The organism is Rhodococcus sp. NPDC060084 (genome assembly GCF_042730335.1).
In the GTDB taxonomy this organism is placed as follows: Bacteria; Actinomycetota; Actinomycetes; order Mycobacteriales; family Mycobacteriaceae; genus Rhodococcus.
On the sequence record NZ_JBHWWX010000057.1, the window covers coordinates 1 to 18,066 of the forward strand.

20 protein-coding genes are annotated in these 18,066 nt (G+C 68.5%); 6 read left to right on the top strand and 14 right to left on the bottom strand.

Going from position 1 to position 18,066, the window contains the following annotated elements:
- Positions 1-49: 49 nt before the first annotated feature.
- Positions 50-1,441 carry a glycine--tRNA ligase gene (locus ACFWBU_RS19990; RefSeq protein ID WP_169620304.1) on the bottom strand — a complete coding sequence of 464 codons (1,392 nt, stop codon included), beginning with the start codon at positions 1,439-1,441 and terminating at the stop codon, positions 50-52.
- 161 nt (positions 1,442-1,602) lie between these two features.
- Here ACFWBU_RS19990 and ACFWBU_RS19995 point away from each other — a divergent pair, with 161 nt between their 5' ends.
- On the top strand, positions 1,603-1,962 hold the full coding sequence (locus tag ACFWBU_RS19995; protein ID WP_169651769.1) for a metalloregulator ArsR/SmtB family transcription factor: 360 nt from the start codon (positions 1,603-1,605) through the stop codon (positions 1,960-1,962).
- Complete coding sequence (locus ACFWBU_RS20000) at positions 1,959-2,387, top strand: Fur family transcriptional regulator (RefSeq protein WP_169620306.1); 429 nt, start codon at positions 1,959-1,961, stop codon at positions 2,385-2,387. The genes ACFWBU_RS19995 and ACFWBU_RS20000 overlap by 4 nt, the downstream gene beginning before the upstream one ends.
- Positions 2,388-2,399: 12 nt before the next feature.
- Here the strand turns inward: ACFWBU_RS20000 and ACFWBU_RS20005 are convergent, their stop codons facing one another.
- From ACFWBU_RS20005 to recO, 4 genes are read right to left on the bottom strand one after another with little or no spacing between them, the layout of a single operon-like run.
- On the bottom strand, positions 2,400-2,930 hold the full coding sequence (locus ACFWBU_RS20005) for a hypothetical protein (protein WP_296549045.1): 531 nt from the start codon (positions 2,928-2,930) through the stop codon (positions 2,400-2,402).
- A complete protein-coding gene (locus ACFWBU_RS20010; RefSeq protein WP_169620308.1) occupies positions 2,927-3,349 on the bottom strand; it encodes a hypothetical protein in 423 nt (140 codons plus the stop codon). Before ACFWBU_RS20010 ends, ACFWBU_RS20005 begins: the two co-directional genes overlap by 4 nt.
- Positions 3,346-4,152 carry an isoprenyl transferase gene (locus ACFWBU_RS20015; protein ID WP_206036658.1) on the bottom strand — a complete coding sequence of 269 codons (807 nt, stop codon included), beginning with the start codon at positions 4,150-4,152 and terminating at the stop codon, positions 3,346-3,348. Before ACFWBU_RS20015 ends, ACFWBU_RS20010 begins: the two co-directional genes overlap by 4 nt.
- Positions 4,109-4,924: a DNA repair protein RecO gene (gene recO, locus ACFWBU_RS20020; protein WP_169620310.1), complete on the bottom strand. Its 816-nt coding sequence runs from the start codon at positions 4,922-4,924 to the stop codon at positions 4,109-4,111. Before recO ends, ACFWBU_RS20015 begins: the two co-directional genes overlap by 44 nt.
- 124 nt (positions 4,925-5,048) lie before the next feature.
- Here recO and ACFWBU_RS20025 point away from each other — a divergent pair, with 124 nt between their 5' ends.
- Positions 5,049-6,458 (top strand): amidase, encoded by a 1,410-nt coding sequence (locus ACFWBU_RS20025; RefSeq protein WP_378529058.1) that lies wholly within the window; start codon positions 5,049-5,051, stop codon positions 6,456-6,458.
- On the top strand, positions 6,449-7,048 hold the full coding sequence (locus ACFWBU_RS20030; protein WP_378529059.1) for a TetR/AcrR family transcriptional regulator: 600 nt from the start codon (positions 6,449-6,451) through the stop codon (positions 7,046-7,048). Before ACFWBU_RS20025 ends, ACFWBU_RS20030 begins: the two co-directional genes overlap by 10 nt.
- On the opposite strand, the gene era is transcribed toward ACFWBU_RS20030, so the two are convergent.
- The 5 genes from era to ACFWBU_RS20055 form a co-directional block, all read right to left on the bottom strand.
- A complete protein-coding gene (era, locus tag ACFWBU_RS20035) occupies positions 7,045-7,962 on the bottom strand; it encodes a GTPase Era (RefSeq protein WP_169620313.1) in 918 nt (305 codons plus the stop codon). The genes ACFWBU_RS20030 and era overlap by 4 nt on opposite strands.
- Entirely contained in the window at positions 7,959-9,272 is a 1,314-nt protein-coding gene (locus tag ACFWBU_RS20040; RefSeq protein ID WP_296549050.1) for a hemolysin family protein, read from the bottom strand. Before ACFWBU_RS20040 ends, era begins: the two co-directional genes overlap by 4 nt.
- A 76-nt stretch (positions 9,273-9,348) precedes the next feature.
- Positions 9,349-9,891 (bottom strand): rRNA maturation RNase YbeY, encoded by a 543-nt coding sequence (ybeY, locus tag ACFWBU_RS20045; protein WP_169620315.1) that lies wholly within the window; start codon positions 9,889-9,891, stop codon positions 9,349-9,351.
- Between the two features lie 109 nt (positions 9,892-10,000).
- Positions 10,001-11,068, bottom strand: a complete 1,068-nt coding sequence (locus ACFWBU_RS20050) for a PhoH family protein (protein ID WP_378529060.1) — start codon at positions 11,066-11,068, stop codon at positions 10,001-10,003.
- Positions 11,069-11,130: 62 nt separating this feature from the next.
- Positions 11,131-11,835, bottom strand: a complete 705-nt coding sequence (locus ACFWBU_RS20055) for a TetR/AcrR family transcriptional regulator (protein WP_378529061.1) — start codon at positions 11,833-11,835, stop codon at positions 11,131-11,133.
- Between the two features lie 117 nt (positions 11,836-11,952).
- On the opposite strand from ACFWBU_RS20055, the gene ACFWBU_RS20060 reads away from it, so the two are divergent.
- Positions 11,953-13,611, top strand: coding sequence for an MFS transporter (locus tag ACFWBU_RS20060; RefSeq protein ID WP_169620318.1), 1,659 nt, complete (start codon positions 11,953-11,955; stop codon positions 13,609-13,611).
- Here the strand turns inward: ACFWBU_RS20060 and ACFWBU_RS20065 are convergent.
- The 4 genes from ACFWBU_RS20065 to hrcA are packed head-to-tail and all read right to left on the bottom strand — an operon-like array spanning position 13,548 to position 17,329.
- Positions 13,548-14,297 carry an alpha/beta hydrolase family protein gene (locus ACFWBU_RS20065; protein WP_378529062.1) on the bottom strand — a complete coding sequence of 250 codons (750 nt, stop codon included), beginning with the start codon at positions 14,295-14,297 and terminating at the stop codon, positions 13,548-13,550. The two genes, ACFWBU_RS20060 and ACFWBU_RS20065, sit on opposite strands and share 64 nt — an antisense overlap.
- A 10-nt stretch (positions 14,298-14,307) precedes the next feature.
- A complete protein-coding gene (locus ACFWBU_RS20070) occupies positions 14,308-15,066 on the bottom strand; it encodes a 16S rRNA (uracil(1498)-N(3))-methyltransferase (RefSeq protein ID WP_169620320.1) in 759 nt (252 codons plus the stop codon).
- 5 nt (positions 15,067-15,071) lie between these two features.
- Positions 15,072-16,223, bottom strand: a complete 1,152-nt coding sequence (gene dnaJ / locus ACFWBU_RS20075) for a molecular chaperone DnaJ (RefSeq protein WP_169620321.1) — start codon at positions 16,221-16,223, stop codon at positions 15,072-15,074.
- Positions 16,224-16,282: 59 nt separating this feature from the next.
- Entirely contained in the window at positions 16,283-17,329 is a 1,047-nt protein-coding gene (hrcA, locus tag ACFWBU_RS20080; RefSeq protein ID WP_169651835.1) for a heat-inducible transcriptional repressor HrcA, read from the bottom strand.
- A gap of 165 nt (positions 17,330-17,494) precedes the next feature.
- Between hrcA and ACFWBU_RS20085 the strand changes: the two genes are divergently transcribed.
- Positions 17,495-17,935 carry a type II toxin-antitoxin system VapB family antitoxin gene (locus ACFWBU_RS20085; RefSeq protein ID WP_169620322.1) on the top strand — a complete coding sequence of 147 codons (441 nt, stop codon included), beginning with the start codon at positions 17,495-17,497 and terminating at the stop codon, positions 17,933-17,935.
- Positions 17,936-18,066 lie beyond the last annotated feature (131 nt).

An 18,066-nucleotide genomic window follows, 5' to 3' on the forward strand; every position in this document is an offset into this window, starting at 1 on the left:
CCCGTGATACGGGAGGGCCGGCGAGTCGAGTGAGAGTCGGATCGACCGATCAGCAGCCGATCAGGCGCTGCGCGAGGTAACCCTCGACCTGGTCGAGTGCGACGCGCTCCTGCGCCATCGAGTCGCGCTCGCGGATGGTGACCGCGTGGTCCTCGAGGGTGTCGAAGTCGACGGTGATGCAGAACGGCGTGCCGATCTCGTCCTGACGACGATAGCGGCGGCCGATGGCGCCGGCGTCGTCGAACTCGATGTTCCAGTGCTGGCGCAACTGGGCGGCGAGATCCTTGGCCTTGGGGCTCAGATCGGAGTTGCGGCTCAGCGGCAGCACGGCGGCCTTGACGGGCGCGAGGCGGCGGTCCAGCCGCAGCACCGTGCGCTTGTCGACCCCGCCCTTGGCGTTGGGTGCCTCGTCCTCGGTGTAGGCGTCGACGAGGAACGCCATGAGCGAACGGGTGAGGCCGGCTGCGGGTTCGATGACGTACGGCGTGTAGCGCTCGTTCGTCGTCTGGTCGAAGTAGCTCAGGTCGGTGCCCGAATGCTGCGAGTGCGTCGACAGGTCGAAGTCGGTGCGGTTGGCGACACCCTCGAGCTCACCCCATTCGCTGCCCTGGAAGTGGAAGCGGTACTCGATGTCGACGGTGCGCTTCGAGTAGTGCGACAGCTTCTCCTGCGCATGCTCGTACAGGCGCAGGTTGTCCTTGTTGATGCCCAGCCCGGTGTACCAGTCCATCCGGTAGTCGATCCAGTACTGGTGCCATTCCTCGTCCTCGCCGGGCTTGACGAAGAATTCCATCTCCATCTGCTCGAACTCGCGGGTGCGGAAGATGAAGTTGCCGGGGGTGATCTCGTTGCGGAAGCTCTTGCCGATCTGGCCGATGCCGAACGGCGGCTTCTTGCGCGACGTGGTGAGCACGTTCGCGAAGTTCACGAAGATGCCCTGAGCGGTCTCCGGGCGCAGGTAGTGCAGGCCCTCTTCACTCTCGATCGGACCGAGGTAGGTCTTGAGCATCATGTTGAAGTCGCGCGGCTCGGTCCACTGGCCCTTGGTGCCGCAGTCCGGGCACACGATCTCCGACATCGCAACGGCGTCGGGGTCGTCGAGCTTGTGCTTCTCGGCGTACGCCTCCTGCAGGTGGTCCTGGCGGTGGCGCTTGTGACAGCTCAGGCATTCGACGAGCGGGTCGTTGAACACGCCGACGTGGCCGGATGCGACCCACACCTGGCGCGGGAGGATCACCGACGAGTCGAGGCCGACGACGTCGTCGCGGCTGGTGACCATGTTCCGCCACCACTGCTTCTTGATGTTTTCCTTGAGCTCGACACCGAGCGGCCCGTAGTCCCAGGCCGACCTGGTGCCGCCGTAGATCTCACCACAGGGGTAGACCAGTCCTCGGCGCTTGGCGAGGTTGGCGACGGTATCGATCTTGGATTTGGGTGCCACTCGGATTCTCTCCATCTTCGATGCGGGTTTTCGCAGCTTGCGTCGACTACTTAGACTATCGCTCCCCGCCACGGCGACGAATTCCTGGCGGTTGACATGCACATCCATGCATATCAAAATGGTATCGGTTTGCAATAAGCCCCGAGAGCGCGAGGAGTCCCGTGAGTGTCGACGCCGGTCACGACGAGTGCCGCACGGACAACGAGACCCCCCGCGCAACGCCGGCGCACCCGCCGGTCTCGCACGACACGCTCGTCGCCGCGGGCGAACTGCTCCGCGCACTCTCGGCACCGGTCCGCATCGCCATCGTGCTCGAACTGCGCGAATCCGCGCGGTGCGTCCACGAACTCGTCGGCGCACTCGGCGTGACCCAGCCTCTGATCAGCCAGCACCTGCGCGTTCTCAAGACCGCAGGCGTGGTGCGGGGCGACCGCACCGGCCGCGAAGTTCTCTACCGCCTGGCCGACGACCACCTCGCTCACATCGTCATCGACGCTGTCGCGCACGCTCAGGAAGGATGACGACCGTAGTGACCTCCGCACGCAAGCCCCTGGTGGGGGTGCGCTCGACCAGACAACGCAGCGCGATCGTGGATCTGCTCGACAACACCGAAGAGTTCCGTTCCGCACAGGACCTGCACGACGAACTGCGCAAGCGCGGGCACGGGATCGGTCTGACCACCGTCTATCGAACTCTGCAGTCCCTCGCCGAGACGGGCAGCGTCGACGTGCTCCGCACCGACTCGGGCGAATCGCTGTTCCGCCGCTGTTCCTCCGGACACCACCATCACCTCGTGTGCCGCCACTGCGGGTTCACCGTCGAGGTCGACGGGCCCGAAGTCGAGCGCTGGTCGCACGAGGTCGCCGACACGCACGGGTTCGACGACGTCAGCCACACGGTCGAGATCTTCGGAACCTGCCGCGACTGCGCACTGGCGAGGGCGTGACGAGCGGGTAGGTCAGCCGCAGGTGCAGTTACCGCACCCGCAGTCCCCGCCGAGCAGGTTCTCACCGGCCACGGTGTCCGCGGGCCCGTCGAACACGCATGCATCGCCGCCGAGCCTGTCGGCCAGCGCACGCACCTGCCCGACGAGCGGAACCACGGCGCCCACGGCGCGCAACAGGTGCAGCGGCACGAGCGGGCACGCAGCGACACGCTGCTCGGCAGTGACCCGGTCGTGGTGCAGAACGAACTTGAACTCGGGGAACTCGAGTTGCAGGTCGGTGAGCACCTCGGCGGCGCGCGCCCGGTCCGCGATGTTCTCGGCCAGGAACGTCGCCAGGTGCACGACACCCCCTTCCGCATCGGCGGTCGCGAACGTCGGCACGTCCTCGATCCAGATCGGAACGTCACCGTCCTCGTCGGGTTCGGGTGCGTCGTCCATCGCCTGCGCCAGCGTGCGGATCACCAGGTCGCGCAGCGCGTCGTCGCCGGTGGTCGCCACTGCGAGGTTCCACTGTTCCTCGCCGGTACCCGCGTCGCCGGTCATGCGTTCCCCGTTCCGGATGTGCCCGCGACGTTCTCGCGGGCTTCGGCCACTCCGTCGAGGACGAGCAGCAGCATGGTGGTCAGCGGAGAATCCTCGAGCCCGGTGGCGGGGAACGAGTAGCGGACGATCACGTCCGCGACGGACTCCCGTTCGATGACGTGGATGGAACCGAACTGCAGCGCCTCGGCGGCGGTGGCGACGCGGTTGCGCACCTCGTCGCCGAGTGGGAGATCCCACGCGAGCACGCCGGTCAGCGACACCACGTCCAGTCCCTCGGTGAGGGTGACGACCTGCAGTGCGAACGGGACGGCGCCGTAGTCGAATCCGAACGACCCGTCTCCGTTGTCCTCGGCACCGGGAGTCCGCAACTGGACGAACGGCGTCAGCGCCGCGGCAATCCGGTCTCTCAGCGCGGTCATTTCACACCTCCGAACCGGCGGTCGCGCGAGGCGTACTCGACACAGGCGGCCCACAGGTCGCGACGGTCGAAGTCGGGGAACATCTTGTCCTGGAAGACCAGTTCTGCGTACGCGGACTGCCACAGCAGGAAGTTCGACGTGCGCTGCTCCCCCGACGGCCGGAGAAACAGGTCGACATCGGGCATGTCGGGTTCGTCGAGGTATCGCGCGATGGTGGCCTCGGTGATGCGTTCCGGATCGAGGTCCCCCGCCGCGACCCGCCGTCCGATTTCCCTGGCCGCGTCGGCGATCTCGGCGCGACCACCGTAATTGACGCACATCGTGAGAGTCATCACAGTGTTGTCGCGGGTCAGTTCCTCCGCGGCCTCGAGTTCCTTGATGACGCTGCGCCACAACCGCGGACGACGCCCGGCCCACCGCACGCGGACACCCATCTCGTGCATCTCGTCGCGGCGACGACGGATCACGTCGCGGTTGAAGCCCATGAGGAAGCGAACCTCGTCGGGGCTGCGCTTCCAGTTCTCGGTGGAGAACGCGTAGGCCGACAGCCACGTGATGCCCATCTCGATGCACCCGCACACGGTGTCCATCAGGACTTCTTCACCGCGTTCGTGACCGGCGGTGCGCGGCAGTCCACGTTCCTGCGCCCAGCGCCCGTTTCCGTCCATCACCAGCGCGACGTGCCGCGGAATCAACTCGGGTTGGAGGATGGGCGGCGTGGCCCCCGACGGGTGCGGGTCGGGCGGCCGGATCGCGCGATCAGGCGATGGGTGTGGGGCGCGTCGTCGAATCACGGGTCCCATCCTGCCTGACGCCCGAACCGCCCCGTTCGGCCACGTAGGTGCCGCCGCGTTCGACCAGGGGCAAGGATCGCAGTTGGCGCTCGAGATGCCATTGCAGGTGCGCGGCGACGAGCCCGCTGGCCTGGCTCCGGACCCCGGCCTCGGTTGCTTCCGTCTCGGCCCACCTGCCGTGGGCGAGCGCGTCGAGCAAGGCGAAGACGGCGGGAGCGGGCGTCGCCGCGCCGGGGGGCCGGCAGTGCACGCACACGGCGCCGCCGGCAGCGACATGGAAGGCGGTGTGCGGACCGGGCCGGTCGCACCGCGCGCAGTGCGTGATCGCGGGCGCCCATCCGGCGTAGGCCATCGCGCGCAGGAGGTACGCGTCGAGAATCAATTCGGGTGGGCGGGTGTGGTCGCACACCGCGCGCAGCGCCCCGACGGTCAAGGCATGCAGGCGCGGGGCGGGCGCCCGCTCTTCGCCGGCGAGCCGCTCGGCGGTCTCGAGAATGGCGCACGCGGTGGTGTAGCGGGAGTAGTCGTCGACGATGCCGACCGCGAAGGCGTCGAGGGTCTGCACCTGGGTGACGATGTCGAGACTGCGTCCGGGGTGGAGTTGCACATCGACGTGCGCGAACGGCTCGAGCCGGGCCCCGAACTTCGACCGGGTTCGGCGCACTCCCTTCGCGACGGCGCGGACGAGGCCGTAGCGGCGGGTGAGCAGTGTGACGATGCGGTCGGCTTCGCCCAGCTTGTGCTGGCGCAGCACCACCGCGTTGTCCCGATACAGCCTCACCACCCGAGTGTTTCACGTCGCCACGACACGCGGCACCGCGCCGCCGACTCCGGCCACGGGAAAATCCTCGACGTCGAAACGAGAACACGTTATCGTTCGTTCGAACGAACAGTGAGGGAGAACGATGAGCGCACCTGCCCGCCCCCGGGGTCTCGCCGATACCGCGAACGACCTCGCGAACGGCACCGTCACCTCGCACGACCTGGTGCGCACCGCGCTGGACCGGATAGACGCGTCGCAGGCAGAGTTGAACGCCTTCCGGGTCGTCCGGCGCGACAGTGCGCTGTCCGAGGCCGCAGACGCGGACCGCCGCCTCGCGGCGGGCGAACGTCGCGCGCTGCTCGGAGTGCCCGTCGCGATCAAGGACGACACCGACATCGCGGGTGAGACGACGATGTTCGGATGCGCGGGCACGTTCGCCGTCAAGGAACACGACGCGGAGGTGGTGCGCCGTCTGCGCGACGCCGGAGCGGTCATCGTCGGCAAGACGCACTCCCCCGAACTCGGTCAGTGGCCGCTCACCGGCGGCGACGCGTTCGGTCACACCCGCAGCCCGTGGTCGCGTGACCACACCCCCGGTGGTTCGTCGGGTGGCAGCGCCGCTGCCGTCGCCGCAGGGCTCGTTCCCGCAGCACTGGGCTCCGACGGCGCCGGATCGGTCCGTATCCCCGCGTCGTGGTCGAATCTGGTGGGCATCAAACCGCAGCGCGGCCGGATCTCCATGTGGCCCGACGCGGAGGCCTTCCAGGGCCTGACCACCCACGGCCCGCTGGCCCGGACGGTCGCCGACGCGGCGCTGTTGCTCGACGTCGTCTCGGGAAACCACCCCGGCGACCGGCACACTCGGGAGAAGATCACCGTGTCCGATGCGGTGGGGCGCGATCCCGGCAGACTGAAGATCGCTCTGTCGCTGAAGCTTCCGTTCACGGCGACACCGACCCGCCTCGATCCGCGGGTGCGTATCCGGCTCGCCGCGTTCGCCGCCACCCTGCGCGACCTCGGTCACGACGTCACTCTCGCCGATCCCGACTACGGGATCCTGTTCGGCCTCAGCTTCCTGCCCCGCTCGATGGCCGGGATCGAGGACTGGCTCCACCGCCTGCCGGACCCGGCCCTGGCCGATGTGCGGACCCGCGCCAACGCACGTACCGGGCGGATGCTCCACGGTGCGCCCCTGCGCGCGGCACGGGGCGCGGAGCCTCACCTCCGCCGGCGAGTCGGCCGGATCTTCGACCGGTTCGACGTCGTCGTCACGCCCACGACGGCGACACCTCCGCTGCCGGTGAACGCGATCGACGACATCGGCGGGTGGGCCACCGACAAGGTCATCACGGCCGCGTGCCCGTGCGCGTGGCCGTGGAACGTACTGGGCTGGCCGGGGATCAGTGTCCCGGCCGGATTCACCGACGAGGGTCTTCCCGTGGGCGCTCAGCTCCTCGGTTCCGAGGACTCCGAGCCGCTGCTGGTTTCCCTTGCGTCGCAACTCGAGTCGGTTCTGCGCTGGCACGAGCGCACCCCGGAGCCGTGGTGGTGACCGAGTCTTCCTCCGTGCGGTCACGCATCATCGATGCGACCCTCCACCTCGTGGGCACCGACGGGATCGCCGGAGTCACGAACCGCCGCATCGCGTCTCGTGCCCAGGTGTCGCTGGGCTCGATCACGTACCACTTCCCCACCCAGGAAGACCTGCTGCGCGCCGCACTGACTCACTTCGCCCGCGAAGAGACCCCGAGGTTGCGGGAGATCGCGGATTCGTATCGCGGCAAGGAGATTTCGGTGCAGGATGCGGCGACCCTGACCGAGCAGGTGGCCGAGAGTCTGGCCTTCTCCGCAGAACGGATCGCACCGTTCGAGTTGTACGTCCAGGCCGGCCGCGACCCGAATCTGCGCGCCGCCGCCGACGAGTGCTGGCGCGCCTACGACGCGCTGACCTTCACCATCTTGACCGAACTGGGCATACCCCGCGCCGAGACGCTCACCCCCACGCTCGTCGCGACGATTGCGGGGCTGCAACTCCGGCGCTTGTCGACGGGTGGGGGTTCCGATCTGGCCGGCGCGGTGCTGCTCCTTCTCCGGCAGTCCGGTACGCCCGGGCACCGGGATCCGGACCCCGGTACGGGCTAGAAACCGAGGCGGCCCAGCTGTTTCGGGTCTCGCTGCCAGTCCTTGGCGACTTTGACGTGCAGATCGAGGTAGACCTTCACACCGAGCAGTTTCTCGATCTGTGTGCGGGCTGCGGTCCCCACCTCACGGAGGCGCGCACCGCCCTTACCGATCACGATGCCCTTCTGGCTGGGACGTTCGACGTAGAGCACCGCGTGCACGTCGAGCATCGGTCCCTGCTTCTCGGTGCGTCCCTCGCGTTCGACGACCTCGTCGATCACCACGGCGAGCGAGTGCGGCAGTTCGTCGCCGAGACCTTCGAGGGCGGCTTCGCGAATGAGCTCGGCCATGAGGGTTTCTTCGGGTTCGTCGGTGAGTTCGCCGTCCGGGTAGAAGGCGGGACCCTTCTCCATGTTCGACGCGATCACGTCGACGAGCACCTCCACCTGCTCACCGGAGGTCGCCGACACCGGCACCACGTCGGCGTTGTCGCCGAGCAGTTTCGACACGGCCAGGAGCTGTGCGGCGACCTGCTGCTTACCGACCTTGTCGATCTTGGTGACGATCCCGATCAGCGGGGTCTTCGGCGCGACGTGCCGCACCTGCTCGAGGATCCACCGGTCGCCGGGGCCGATCTTCTCGTCCGCCGGGAAGCACATGCCGATGGCATCGACTTCGGAATACGTGTCGCGCACAAGATCGTTGAGCCGCTGGCCGAGCAGGGTCCGCGGCCGGTGCAGGCCCGGAGTGTCCACGAGGATCAACTGCGCGTGGTCGCGGTGGACGATCCCGCGAATCGTGTGCCGCGTGGTCTGCGGCCGCGACGACGTGATGGCGATCTTGCTGCCGACGAGCGCATTGGTCAGCGTCGACTTTCCGGTGTTCGGCCGGCCGACGAAACAGATGAAGCCGGAACGGAAGTCGGGGTCGGTCATGCGTGCTCCTCGGTGGTGTCCGTGCTGGTGTCGGTGCTCTCGGGTTCGGGCGCCCGCTGTACGAAGACGGTGCTCACCCGCACCCGCCCGCGCACGTCCGGGCCGCCCTCACCGCGCAGGATGAGCCCGTGCGTGGTGACCTCGGACCCGGGCAGCGGGACGCGGCCCAGTTCGTAGCCGAGCAACCCGCCGACGGTGTCGACCTCGTCGTCGTCGATCTCGGTGTCGAACAGCTCCCCGAGATCTTCGACGGGAAGCCGCGGGGACACGCGGAAGGTCCCGTCTCCGAGATCCTCCACGTCGGGAATCTCCGCGGTGTCGTACTCGTCGGCGATCTCACCGACGATCTCCTCGATGACGTCTTCGATCGTGACGAGTCCGGCGATGCCGCCGTATTCGTCCACGAGCACCGCCATGTGGTTGCGGTCGCGCTGCATGTCCGACAGCAGGTCGTCGAGGCGCTTGGAGTCCGGAACGAACACGGCCGGACGCATGACGTCGGCGACCGAGACGCTGTGGCCGCCGTCGTTGGAGTAGTACGTCCTCTTGACCAGGTCCTTGAGGTAGACGACGCCGCGGATGTCGTCGACGTTCTCGCCGATCACCGGGATGCGGGAGTGTCCGCTGCGGACGGCGAGGGACGTGGCTTGACCGGCGGACTTGGTCTCTTCGATCCACACCATCTCGGGCCGGGGCACCATGATTTCGCGGGCCGTGGTGTCGCCGAAATCGAAGACCGACTGGATCATCCGGCGCTCTTCGTCGGCGACCACACCGCGCGCCTGCGCGAGATCGACGAGTTCGCGCAGTTCGATCTCGTTCGCGAACGGGCCGTTGCGGAATCCCCGGCCCGGGGTGACCGCGTTACCCACGAGAATGAGGATGCGGCTGACGGGTCCGAGCAGGACACCGAGCATCCGCAACGGGACGGTGGCGGCCAGAGCGAGTGGGTACGCGTGCTGTCGCCCGAGCGTGCGGGGGCCGACGCCGATCACGACGTAGTCCACGATCACCATGACGGCAGCGGCAACGACCAACGCCCACGTTCTGTCGAAGACGTCGAGCAGCGCGCCCGCGAGGACGACGGTCGCGGCGATCTCGCACAGGATGCGGAGCAGCACCGAAAGATTCACATAGCGGGGCCGGTCGTCGAGGATTCCGAGCAGGCGCTGCGCGCCGCCTCGGCCGTCCTTGGCGAGTTCTTCGACGCGCGCGTGCGAGACGGTGTTGAGGGCGGAGTCGAGTCCGGCGAACAACCCGCCGAGGATCACGAGTACGACGGCGAGAACGACGAGTGTCAGTGTGCTCACGCGGTCCGACCTCCCCGAACGGACTCGATCCCTACACGTCGATGACGCCGGCTGCCGCCGGGTCTATCGTCCCCCGTCATGATTCGGGAGTGTCGACGAAGCCGGCCTTGCCCAGCAGGCTCCGGTCCCGTTCCGCGAGGCGCGCCTGCTCCTCTGCTCGGCGCAGTTCCTCGTACCACTCGGTGAGGAGCTGGTTCTGCAGTGCGAACATCTCCTTCTCCTCGTCCGGTTCGGCGTGGTCGTATCCGAGGAGATGGAGCATTCCGTGCACGGTGAGCAGCGCGAGTTCGTGCGCGACCGGGTGGCCCGCCTTCTCGGCCTGCTCGGCCGCGAACGGCGGGCACAGCACGATATCGCCGAGCATCGCCGGCCCGGGCTCGGGCGCGTCGGGCCGACCGCCGGGCTCGAGTTCGTCCATGGGGAACGACATCACGTCGGTCGGGCCGGGCAGATCCATCCAGCGCATGTGGAGGTCGGCCATCGTGTCGGAATCGACGAGGACCATCGACAGTTCGGCGGCGGGATGGACGTCCATCCGGGCGATCACGAAACGGGCTACGTCGAGAAGGTCTTCCTCGGAGACCTCCATCCCCGATTCGTTGGAAATCTCGATGCTCATGGGTGTCGATCCTTTTTCACTACGGCCTTGTGTACGACGAACTTGTGTAAGGCGAACTTCTGCACGGCGGACTTCTGCACCACGGACGGGACTGAGGGCTGCACGGCCGTCACCGGCGCGGCACCCGCTGTTGTGCCACGGCGCGCCGCTGGCCGCGGTTGCCCCCACCGGCACCGTCGTCCCGGGTCGCTTCGTAACGCCCGTAGGCGTCGACGATGTCGGAGACGAGGCGGTGACGAACCACGTCGCTGCTGTCGAGCCGGGCGAAGTGGATGTCGTCGATGCCCTCGAGGATCTCGGTCGCGGCCGCGAGACCGGACCGGGCACCGCCCGGCAGATCGATCTGGGTGACGTCGCCGGTCACGACGATCTTGGCCCCGAATCCGAGCCGGGTGAGGAACATCTTCATCTGCTCGGCGGTGGTGTTCTGCGCCTCGTCGAGAATGATGAACGCGTCGTTGAGCGTGCGTCCTCGCATGTAGGCGAGCGGCGCGACCTCGATCACTCCGGCTTGCATGAGCTTCGGGATGGCCTCGGGGTCCATCATGTCGTGCAGCGCGTCGTGCAGGGGCCGCAGATACGGGTCGATCTTTTCGTGCAGGGTGCCCGGCAGGAATCCGAGGCGCTCCCCGGCTTCCACCGCAGGCCGGGTGAGAATGATGCGGTTGACCTGCTTTGTCTGCAGCGCCTGCACGGCTTTGGCCATGGCCAGGTACGTCTTGCCGGTGCCGGCAGGACCGATCCCGAACACGATGGTGTGGGAGTCGATTGCGTCGACGTAGCGCTTCTGGTTGAGCGTCTTGGGCCTGATCGTCTTACCCCGCCGGGACAGGATGTCGAGGCTCAGGACGTCGGCCGGTGACTCCGACAGCCCCTGGGTGAGCATGCCGACGGTGCGGCGGACGGCATCGGGGCCGAGGGTCTGGCCGCGGCGCACGATCGTCACGAGTTCGCCGAATACGCGTTCGGCGAGGGCGACGTCGGCGGGGCTGCCGCTCAGGGTGACAGTGTTGCCGCGCACATGGATATCCGCGGCCAGGGCACTTTCGAGGGCGATGAGGTTCTCGTCCGTCGCGCCGAGAAGAGGCGCAGCTACGTCCGGCGGAAGGTCCAGGCTGGACCGAACCGGAGTGGGTTCGATGTTCTCAGGGTCGCGGGTGCGGTCTGGTTGACTCACGTGGACGGTACGGCCTGCTTTCCGTTCAGCTCCGGCACGACGGTCGTCGTGTCCGCACCAGTCTAGCGCTGTGCGTTGGCACCCTTCACGGCATTGATTTCCGTGCCGCGCGGGTCACCGCGCCGATCGTCTCTCCCGTGAGCGCTCACCACCCACCGGCGCGCGTCGTCGAGCACGTCCGGCGACCGGTCGACGGGCACTCCTGCCAGCACGAGAACGCCGAGAGCCATGCTCTCGCCGTCGTCGCGGACCAACCCGAAGTTGGCTTGCTCCAGCACGGACATGGTCAGCCCCTCCATCATCCCGACGAGTACCGCCGTGGGCAGGTAGGCGGGAAAGAGGCCGGAGTCACGTCCGCGTTCGACGACGTCGACCGTCCGGGTTCGCACCGGAGCGATGAGTTCGGCGATCCGGTGGTCGCCGACTTCTTTGCGGGCGAACGACAGCAGCATCCGGAAGCGGTCGCCGACCGGCCACGTGCGCAGGGCCCCGACCGCGAGGGCGACCGCGGGATCGTCGGGTTCGGGGTGGTCGAGAGCGTCCGCGAGCGCGGCCGACGCTTCGTCGGAGAGACCGTCGACGAGCGCTTCGCGGTTGGGAAAGTGGGCGTACACCGTCCGGCGCACCACGCCGGCGGCACGCGCGACGTCGTCCATGCTGGCGTCGGGGTCCGCGGCGAAGCACGTCATCGCGGCGTCGAGGATGCGGCCCCGGTTGGCATTCGCTCGCGTCCGCGGCCGTCCGGCCGAATCCTCCACGCTGTTCATCCTCTTTCCCCGGCTCCCACTCGAGCTTCCAGTCTACTTGCACAGCCGTGTACAAATAACTAGGTTGCACACGGCTGTGCAAATAGAGCGTCCCGCGACGCCGACGCAGGAGGAACCATGTCCGCACCCGTTGCCGGGACCGGCCGCACTCTCGGAGCCGAGGCTCCCTATCGCCTGCGGTGGGCGGGTCTCGGAGTGCTGTGCCTGAGCCTGCTCATCGTGGTCATGGCCAACACGGCCCTGATCGTCGCAGCACCGAGCATGCTGCGAGATCTGCACCTCACCAGCGCCGACATGCAGTGGATCATCGACGGGTACACCGTCCCGTACGCCGCGCTCATGCTGCTGTGCGGCGTGCTCGGCGACCGGTTCGGCCGGCGACGCGCCCTGCTCGCCGGCTTGGCGGTCTTCGCCGCAGGTGCCGTGTACGGCAGTCTCGCCGGCTCGGCCTTCGACGTGATCGCCGCGCGGATCGTGATGGGCGTCGGCGCGGCGGTGATCATGCCCGCCACGCTGTCTCTCCTGGTCGCCATGTTCCCCGGCCACGAACGCGCCCGCGCGATCGCCGTGTGGGCCGCGACGTCCGGGCTCGCCATCGCCCTCGGCCCCCTGCTGGCGGGCTGGCTGCTCGAATCGCACGGATGGGGCTCGACGTTCCTCATCAACGTCCCGATCGCCGCCGCCGCAGCGATTGCCGCGGTTGCGCTCGTCCCGGCGTCCAGAGCGGCGGATCTCGAGCGCACCGACTGGGTCGGTGGCGCCCTGTCCATCGTCACGGTGGGCGGTCTCGTCTACGCCATCATCGAGGGCGCCCACGCCGGTCTGCACCCCACGGTGCTGGTCGCGTTCTTCGCTGCATCCATCGCCGCCGCGGTGTTCGTCGCCTGGGAACTCCGGCACCCCCAGCCGCTGCTCGACCTGCGACGGGTCGCCGACCGCGCAGTCGGAGGCGCGAGTATCTCCGTGCTGCTGCTCTTCTTCGCCACGTTCGGTGCGATCTACTTCGTGGCGCAGCAATTCCAGTTCGTCTTCGGATACGGACCACTCGAGACGGGGCTTCGGCTGCTTCCCCTCGCCGTGGCGGTATCGCTGGGCGCCGCGCTGAGCAGCCGGGTGGCTCCCCGCTGCGGAGAACGTGTCGCCGTGGGCGGCGGCCTGCTCCTGGCCGCGGCAGGTGTTCTCGTCCTGGCCGTCTTCGACCCGGCGTCCGGATACGGCCCGTTCCTTGCCTCGCTGCTGTTGCTCGGCGTGGGCATCGGAGTTGCCACGCCGCCGGCCACCGACCTCATCATGGGCGGCTTCCCGGAGTCGGAACTCGGTGCGGCGGGAGGCCTGAACGACACGGCCGTCGAGTTCGGCGGCTCGCTGGGTATCGCGCTGCTCGGATCCGTGCTCGCCGCCTCGTACCACCGCGGCATCTCCGAGTTCCTCGACGGTCTGCCGCTGAGCGAGGTCACGGGCCCGATGGCCGCGCGCGCCGCCGAGGCCGTCGAGGCCGCGGGCGATTCCGTCGGTGGCGCTGCGATTGTCGCGGAGGAACTGGCGAAGAACCCGTTCACGTCGTCGTACACCGAGCCGCTGCTCGAGGCGTCGGGAGCGGCGTTCTCCCATGCGGTCGGGGTGGGCAGCCTGGTCAGCGGTGTCGTCCTCGCGATCGGGGCGGCTCTGGTGATCGCGCTTCTTCCCCGCCGAGCAGAACCGGCCGGACCGGATCAGGCCGTGAGCAGTTCCCGCGACAACGCCCAGGATCGCGAGGTCTTGTCCAGAAACGCGTAATGATCCTCGCCGTCGACGACGTGCAAGGTCACGTCGTCTCCGGCGGCACGGGCAGCCTTCTCGTAGCGAGTCGCAACGGAAACGGGAACCTGGGCGTCCTCGCTTCCGTGCACGACGGCGACCGGCACACCGATCGGAACGCAGTGCATCGGCGACGCCGACCGGTACAGCGCGGGATCCTCGTCGTACTGCATCCCGAAGAGGTCCTCGATGTAGTCGATCCTGCGCCCGCGTTCCCCCGCCGACGCCAGGTCGAGCGCACCTGCCTGCGCGACCACCAGTTGCGGTCGCGGGGTGACGGGCTGGGCCGCGAGCCAGACGGCGAGTTGACCGCCGGCCGAGTGTCCGACGATACGCACGCGGTCCAAGTCGACTGCGACACCCGACTTTTCGGCACACTCCGCGACCAGGGTGGGTATGGCGTGGTACGCGGCAAGGATGTCGGCGGACATCTCCCGCCAGCGGCCGCCCGCCCCGATCCTGCGGTACTCCACGTTCCACGCGACCACCCCGTGGCGGGACAGCTCCAGTGCGATCGGGGTACCGAGATTGAGCCCGTACCGACCGCTCCAGTACCCGCCGTGCACGACCATCACCACGGGCACGGGGCCGTTCGCGGCCTCGGGGAGATAGAGATGACCGAACTGTTCGGGGCCGGGACCGTAAGGGATTCGCGTGCGGGACATGGCGAAAACGCTAGTGCAGCGGTTGATCGTGCCAGCGGCCGGTGAGGACCCCGATGGCGCCGAGCGCGACCGCCGCGGCCGTCGAGGTGCGCAGCACAGTCGGGCCGAGCGACACCGCGACCGCACCTGCCTCGACCAGTGCCCGCACTTCCGTGTCGTCGAGTCCGCCTTCCGGACCGACCACCAGGATCACATCGCCGGCATCGCGCAGGGGCAGGTCCGCGAACGGGGTGGTCGCCGACTCGTGGAGAACGGCCACCACACCCCCGCTCGCGACGGTCTCCCGCACCCGCTCGAGCACGTCCGCGGTCCGGTGCAGAGCCGCCACCTGCGGCACGTAAGCACGACGGGACTGTTTCGCAGCCGCCACCGCGACAGCCTGCCACCGGGCAACACCCTTGTCCGCCTTGGCATCCCACCGAGCGACACAGCGCGCCGATTGCCACGGCACGATCGCGTCGACACCGGCTTCCGTCGCGAGTTCGACAGCAAGTTCGGAACGGTCCGATTTCGGCAGCGCCTGGACGACGGTCACAGCGGGCCGCGACGCGGGAACCGTGCGCCGTGCGCGCACAACCGCTTCGAGCCTGTCCTTCGCCGCGGCGGTGACTTCTACCTCGGCGACGCCGCCCCGCCCGTCGGAGAACACGAGTGGCTCCCCGACGGAGATGCGGCGAACCGTCGCGGCATGCCGACCCTCCTTGCCGTCGAGCACGGCGATCTCACCGGGCTCGGGCAACGGATCGAGATAGAACAGGGTGGCGGCCACGGCGGCTAGCGGGCGCTGAACGCGTCGCGCAGGCGGGAGAACAACCCACCGGAGTGCTGCGAACCGTTGGTCACCACTTCGGCGTGGTCACGCTCGTTGTTCCGGCGCAGTTCTTCGAGCAGCTTGGTCTGCTTGCTGTCGAGCCGCGACGGTACGACCACCTCGAGGTGAGCGTGCAGGTCACCGCGTGTGCCGGACCGGAGTTTCGGCATGCCGTGCCCGCGCAGCACCGTGACGGAGCCGGGCTGGGTTCCCGGGGCGACCGCGATCTCGGTGGGCCCGTCGAGAATGGTCTCGAGAGTCACCGACGTGCCGAGTGCCGCGTCGACCATCGGCACACGAACGGTGCAGTGCAGATCGTCGCCGTCGCGCACGAACACCTCGTGCTGCTGCTCGATGACCTCGACGTACAGGTCACCCGCGGGGCCGCCGCCCGGGCCGACCTCGCCCTGCGCCGCGAGGCGGATGCGCATTCCGTTGCCGACGCCCGCCGGCACCTTGACCGTGATCTCGCGACGAGCCCGGACCCGGCCGTCGCCACCGCACTTGCGGCACGGATCCGGGATGGTCTCACCCGCTCCGCGGCAGGTCGGGCACGGGCGCGAGGTCATGACCTGCCCGAGGAAGGACCGTTGCACCGACTGGACCTCGCCGGCGCCACCACACGTCTCGCATCGCACGGGCTTCGAATCGCCGTGGGTGCCGGAACCGGTGCACTCGTCACACAGGATGGCCGTGTCGACCGTGACGCTCTTGGTGACACCGCGCGCGCATTCCTCGAGGGTCAGACGCGTACGCAGCAGGGAGTCGGCGCCGGGCTGCACGCGGCCGCGGGGTCCACGGCTGCCGCCGGCCCCGCCACCGAAGAACGCCTCGAACACGTCGCCCAGGCCACCACCGAAGCCGGCGCCTCCGAAGCCGCCGCCACCGCCGCCACTCGTCTCGAGGGGGTCGCCGCCGAGATCCACGATCCGGCGTTTGTCGGGGTCGGACAGCACCTCGTACGCCGCTGAGATCTCCTGGAACCGCACCTGGGCGGATTCGTCGGGGTTCACGTCGGGGTGATGTTCCCGCGCCAACTTGCGGTACGCCCGTTTGATCTCCTGGTCGGTCGCGCCTTTGGACACGCCGAGCGTCCCGTAGTAATCCCGTGCCACGTTGAGTTCTCGTCCTTACTTCTCTACACAGATGAACAATGTCCGGCGTCGAACCGTGCTCAGCGCTCGCCGAGTACTTCGCCGATATATCTCGCGACGGTCGCGACCGACGCGATGGTTCCCGGATAGTCCATCCGGGTGGGGCCGAGCACCCCGAGCCCGCCGAAGACCGTGCCTGCCGCACCGTATCCGGTGGAGACGACCGAGGCGGTGCGCATCTCCTCGACCTGCGTTTCTTCCCCGATGCGGACGGTCACCCGGCCCGCGTCCTGGCTGGCGGCGAGCAACTTGAGCACCACCACCTGCTCCTCGAGGGCTTCGAGGACCGCGCGCAGCGATCCCGGCACCCCGTGACCGTGACCCTCGAAGTCTGCGGCGTTGCGGGTGAGGTTGACGGTGCCGCCCAGCACGAGGCGTTCCTCGGGATGTTCGACCAGGGTCTCCACGAGAATCGTGGCGCACCGGATGACGGCGTCGCGCAGGTCCTCGGGCGCATCGTCGGCCAGTTCGGTGACGGCGATCGACGCCGCCGCGAGGCGCTTGCCCGCGAGTGCGGCACCGAGCAGATCGCGCAGTCGCGCGAGATCCTCGTCGCCGATGACATCCCCGAGTTCCACGATGCGCTGATCGACCCGGCCGGAGTCGGTGATGAGCACGAGCAGCAACCGCGCCGGCGTGAGTGCGACCACCTCGAGGTGACGCACCGACGACGCCGACAGCGTCGGGTACTGCACGATCGCGACCTGCCGGGTCAGCTGTGCCAGCAGCCGTACGCCGCGTCGCAGCACGTCGTCGAGGTCGACTCCGGATTCGAGGAATTGCAGGATCGCCCGTCGTTCGGCCGCCGACAGCGGTTTGACCTCCGCGATGCGGTCGACGAACTGGCGGTATCCCTTGTCCGTGGGAACCCGGCCCGAACTCGTGTGCGTCTGGGTGATGTACCCCTCCGCCTCCAACGCCGCCATGTCGTTGCGCACCGTCGCGCTGGACACACCGAGATTGTGGCGATCGACAAGCGTCTTCGAGCCGATGGGCTCCTTGGTGGACACGTAATCCGCCACGATCGCGCGCAAGACCTGAAATCGTCGTTCCTCGGTGCTCGACAACCCGCCCACCTCCGTTTCCACATGTGCGTGCTACATGTCCCGTACCGGACCAGTCTAATCGTGTCCGAAATGTGCAGGCACGTGCCACACCGGGCCGGCCGTTCGCCCGGAGCACAGCGCCTACCGCCGTGAGGGCCGGGCGGGGGTCACCCGTACTGTGTGCGCATGATTTTCAAGGGCGTCCGGGACGGGAAGCCGTACCCCGATCACGGGTTGTCGCTGCGTGACTGGTCGCGAATCCCACCGCGGCAGGTGCGTCTCGACGAAATCGTCACCACAACCAAGGTTCTCGAACTCGACCGGTTGCTGTCCGAGGACTCGACCTTCTACGGCGACCTGTTCCCGCACGCGGTGCAGTGGCAGGGCGTGCTGTATCTCGAGGACGGGTTGCACCGCGCGGTGCGGTCGGCGCTGCGCAACCGCCCGGTGCTGCACGCCCGCGTCTTCGACTACGACGCGCTTGCACCCGCGCCGGACGCGCCGGCCGAACTCCCGCCGTCGGAGCCGTTCCCCGCGCCGGGTGAGGCGTTGGGCGGCGAGCCGGACTCGCCGCCGAATCCGCCCGGGGTCGGGCGCCACCGGAGCGACGACGCCGGCGACGAATAGCGCCGCGCTCGGCGCCGGGCGGGATCAGCCCTCGGCGCCGAGCAGGATCGTCCGGACCACCGCGTCGGCGAGGAGCCGCCCGCGGTCGGTGAGGACGAGATGTTCGTCGGAGATCTCCGCGAGACCGTCGG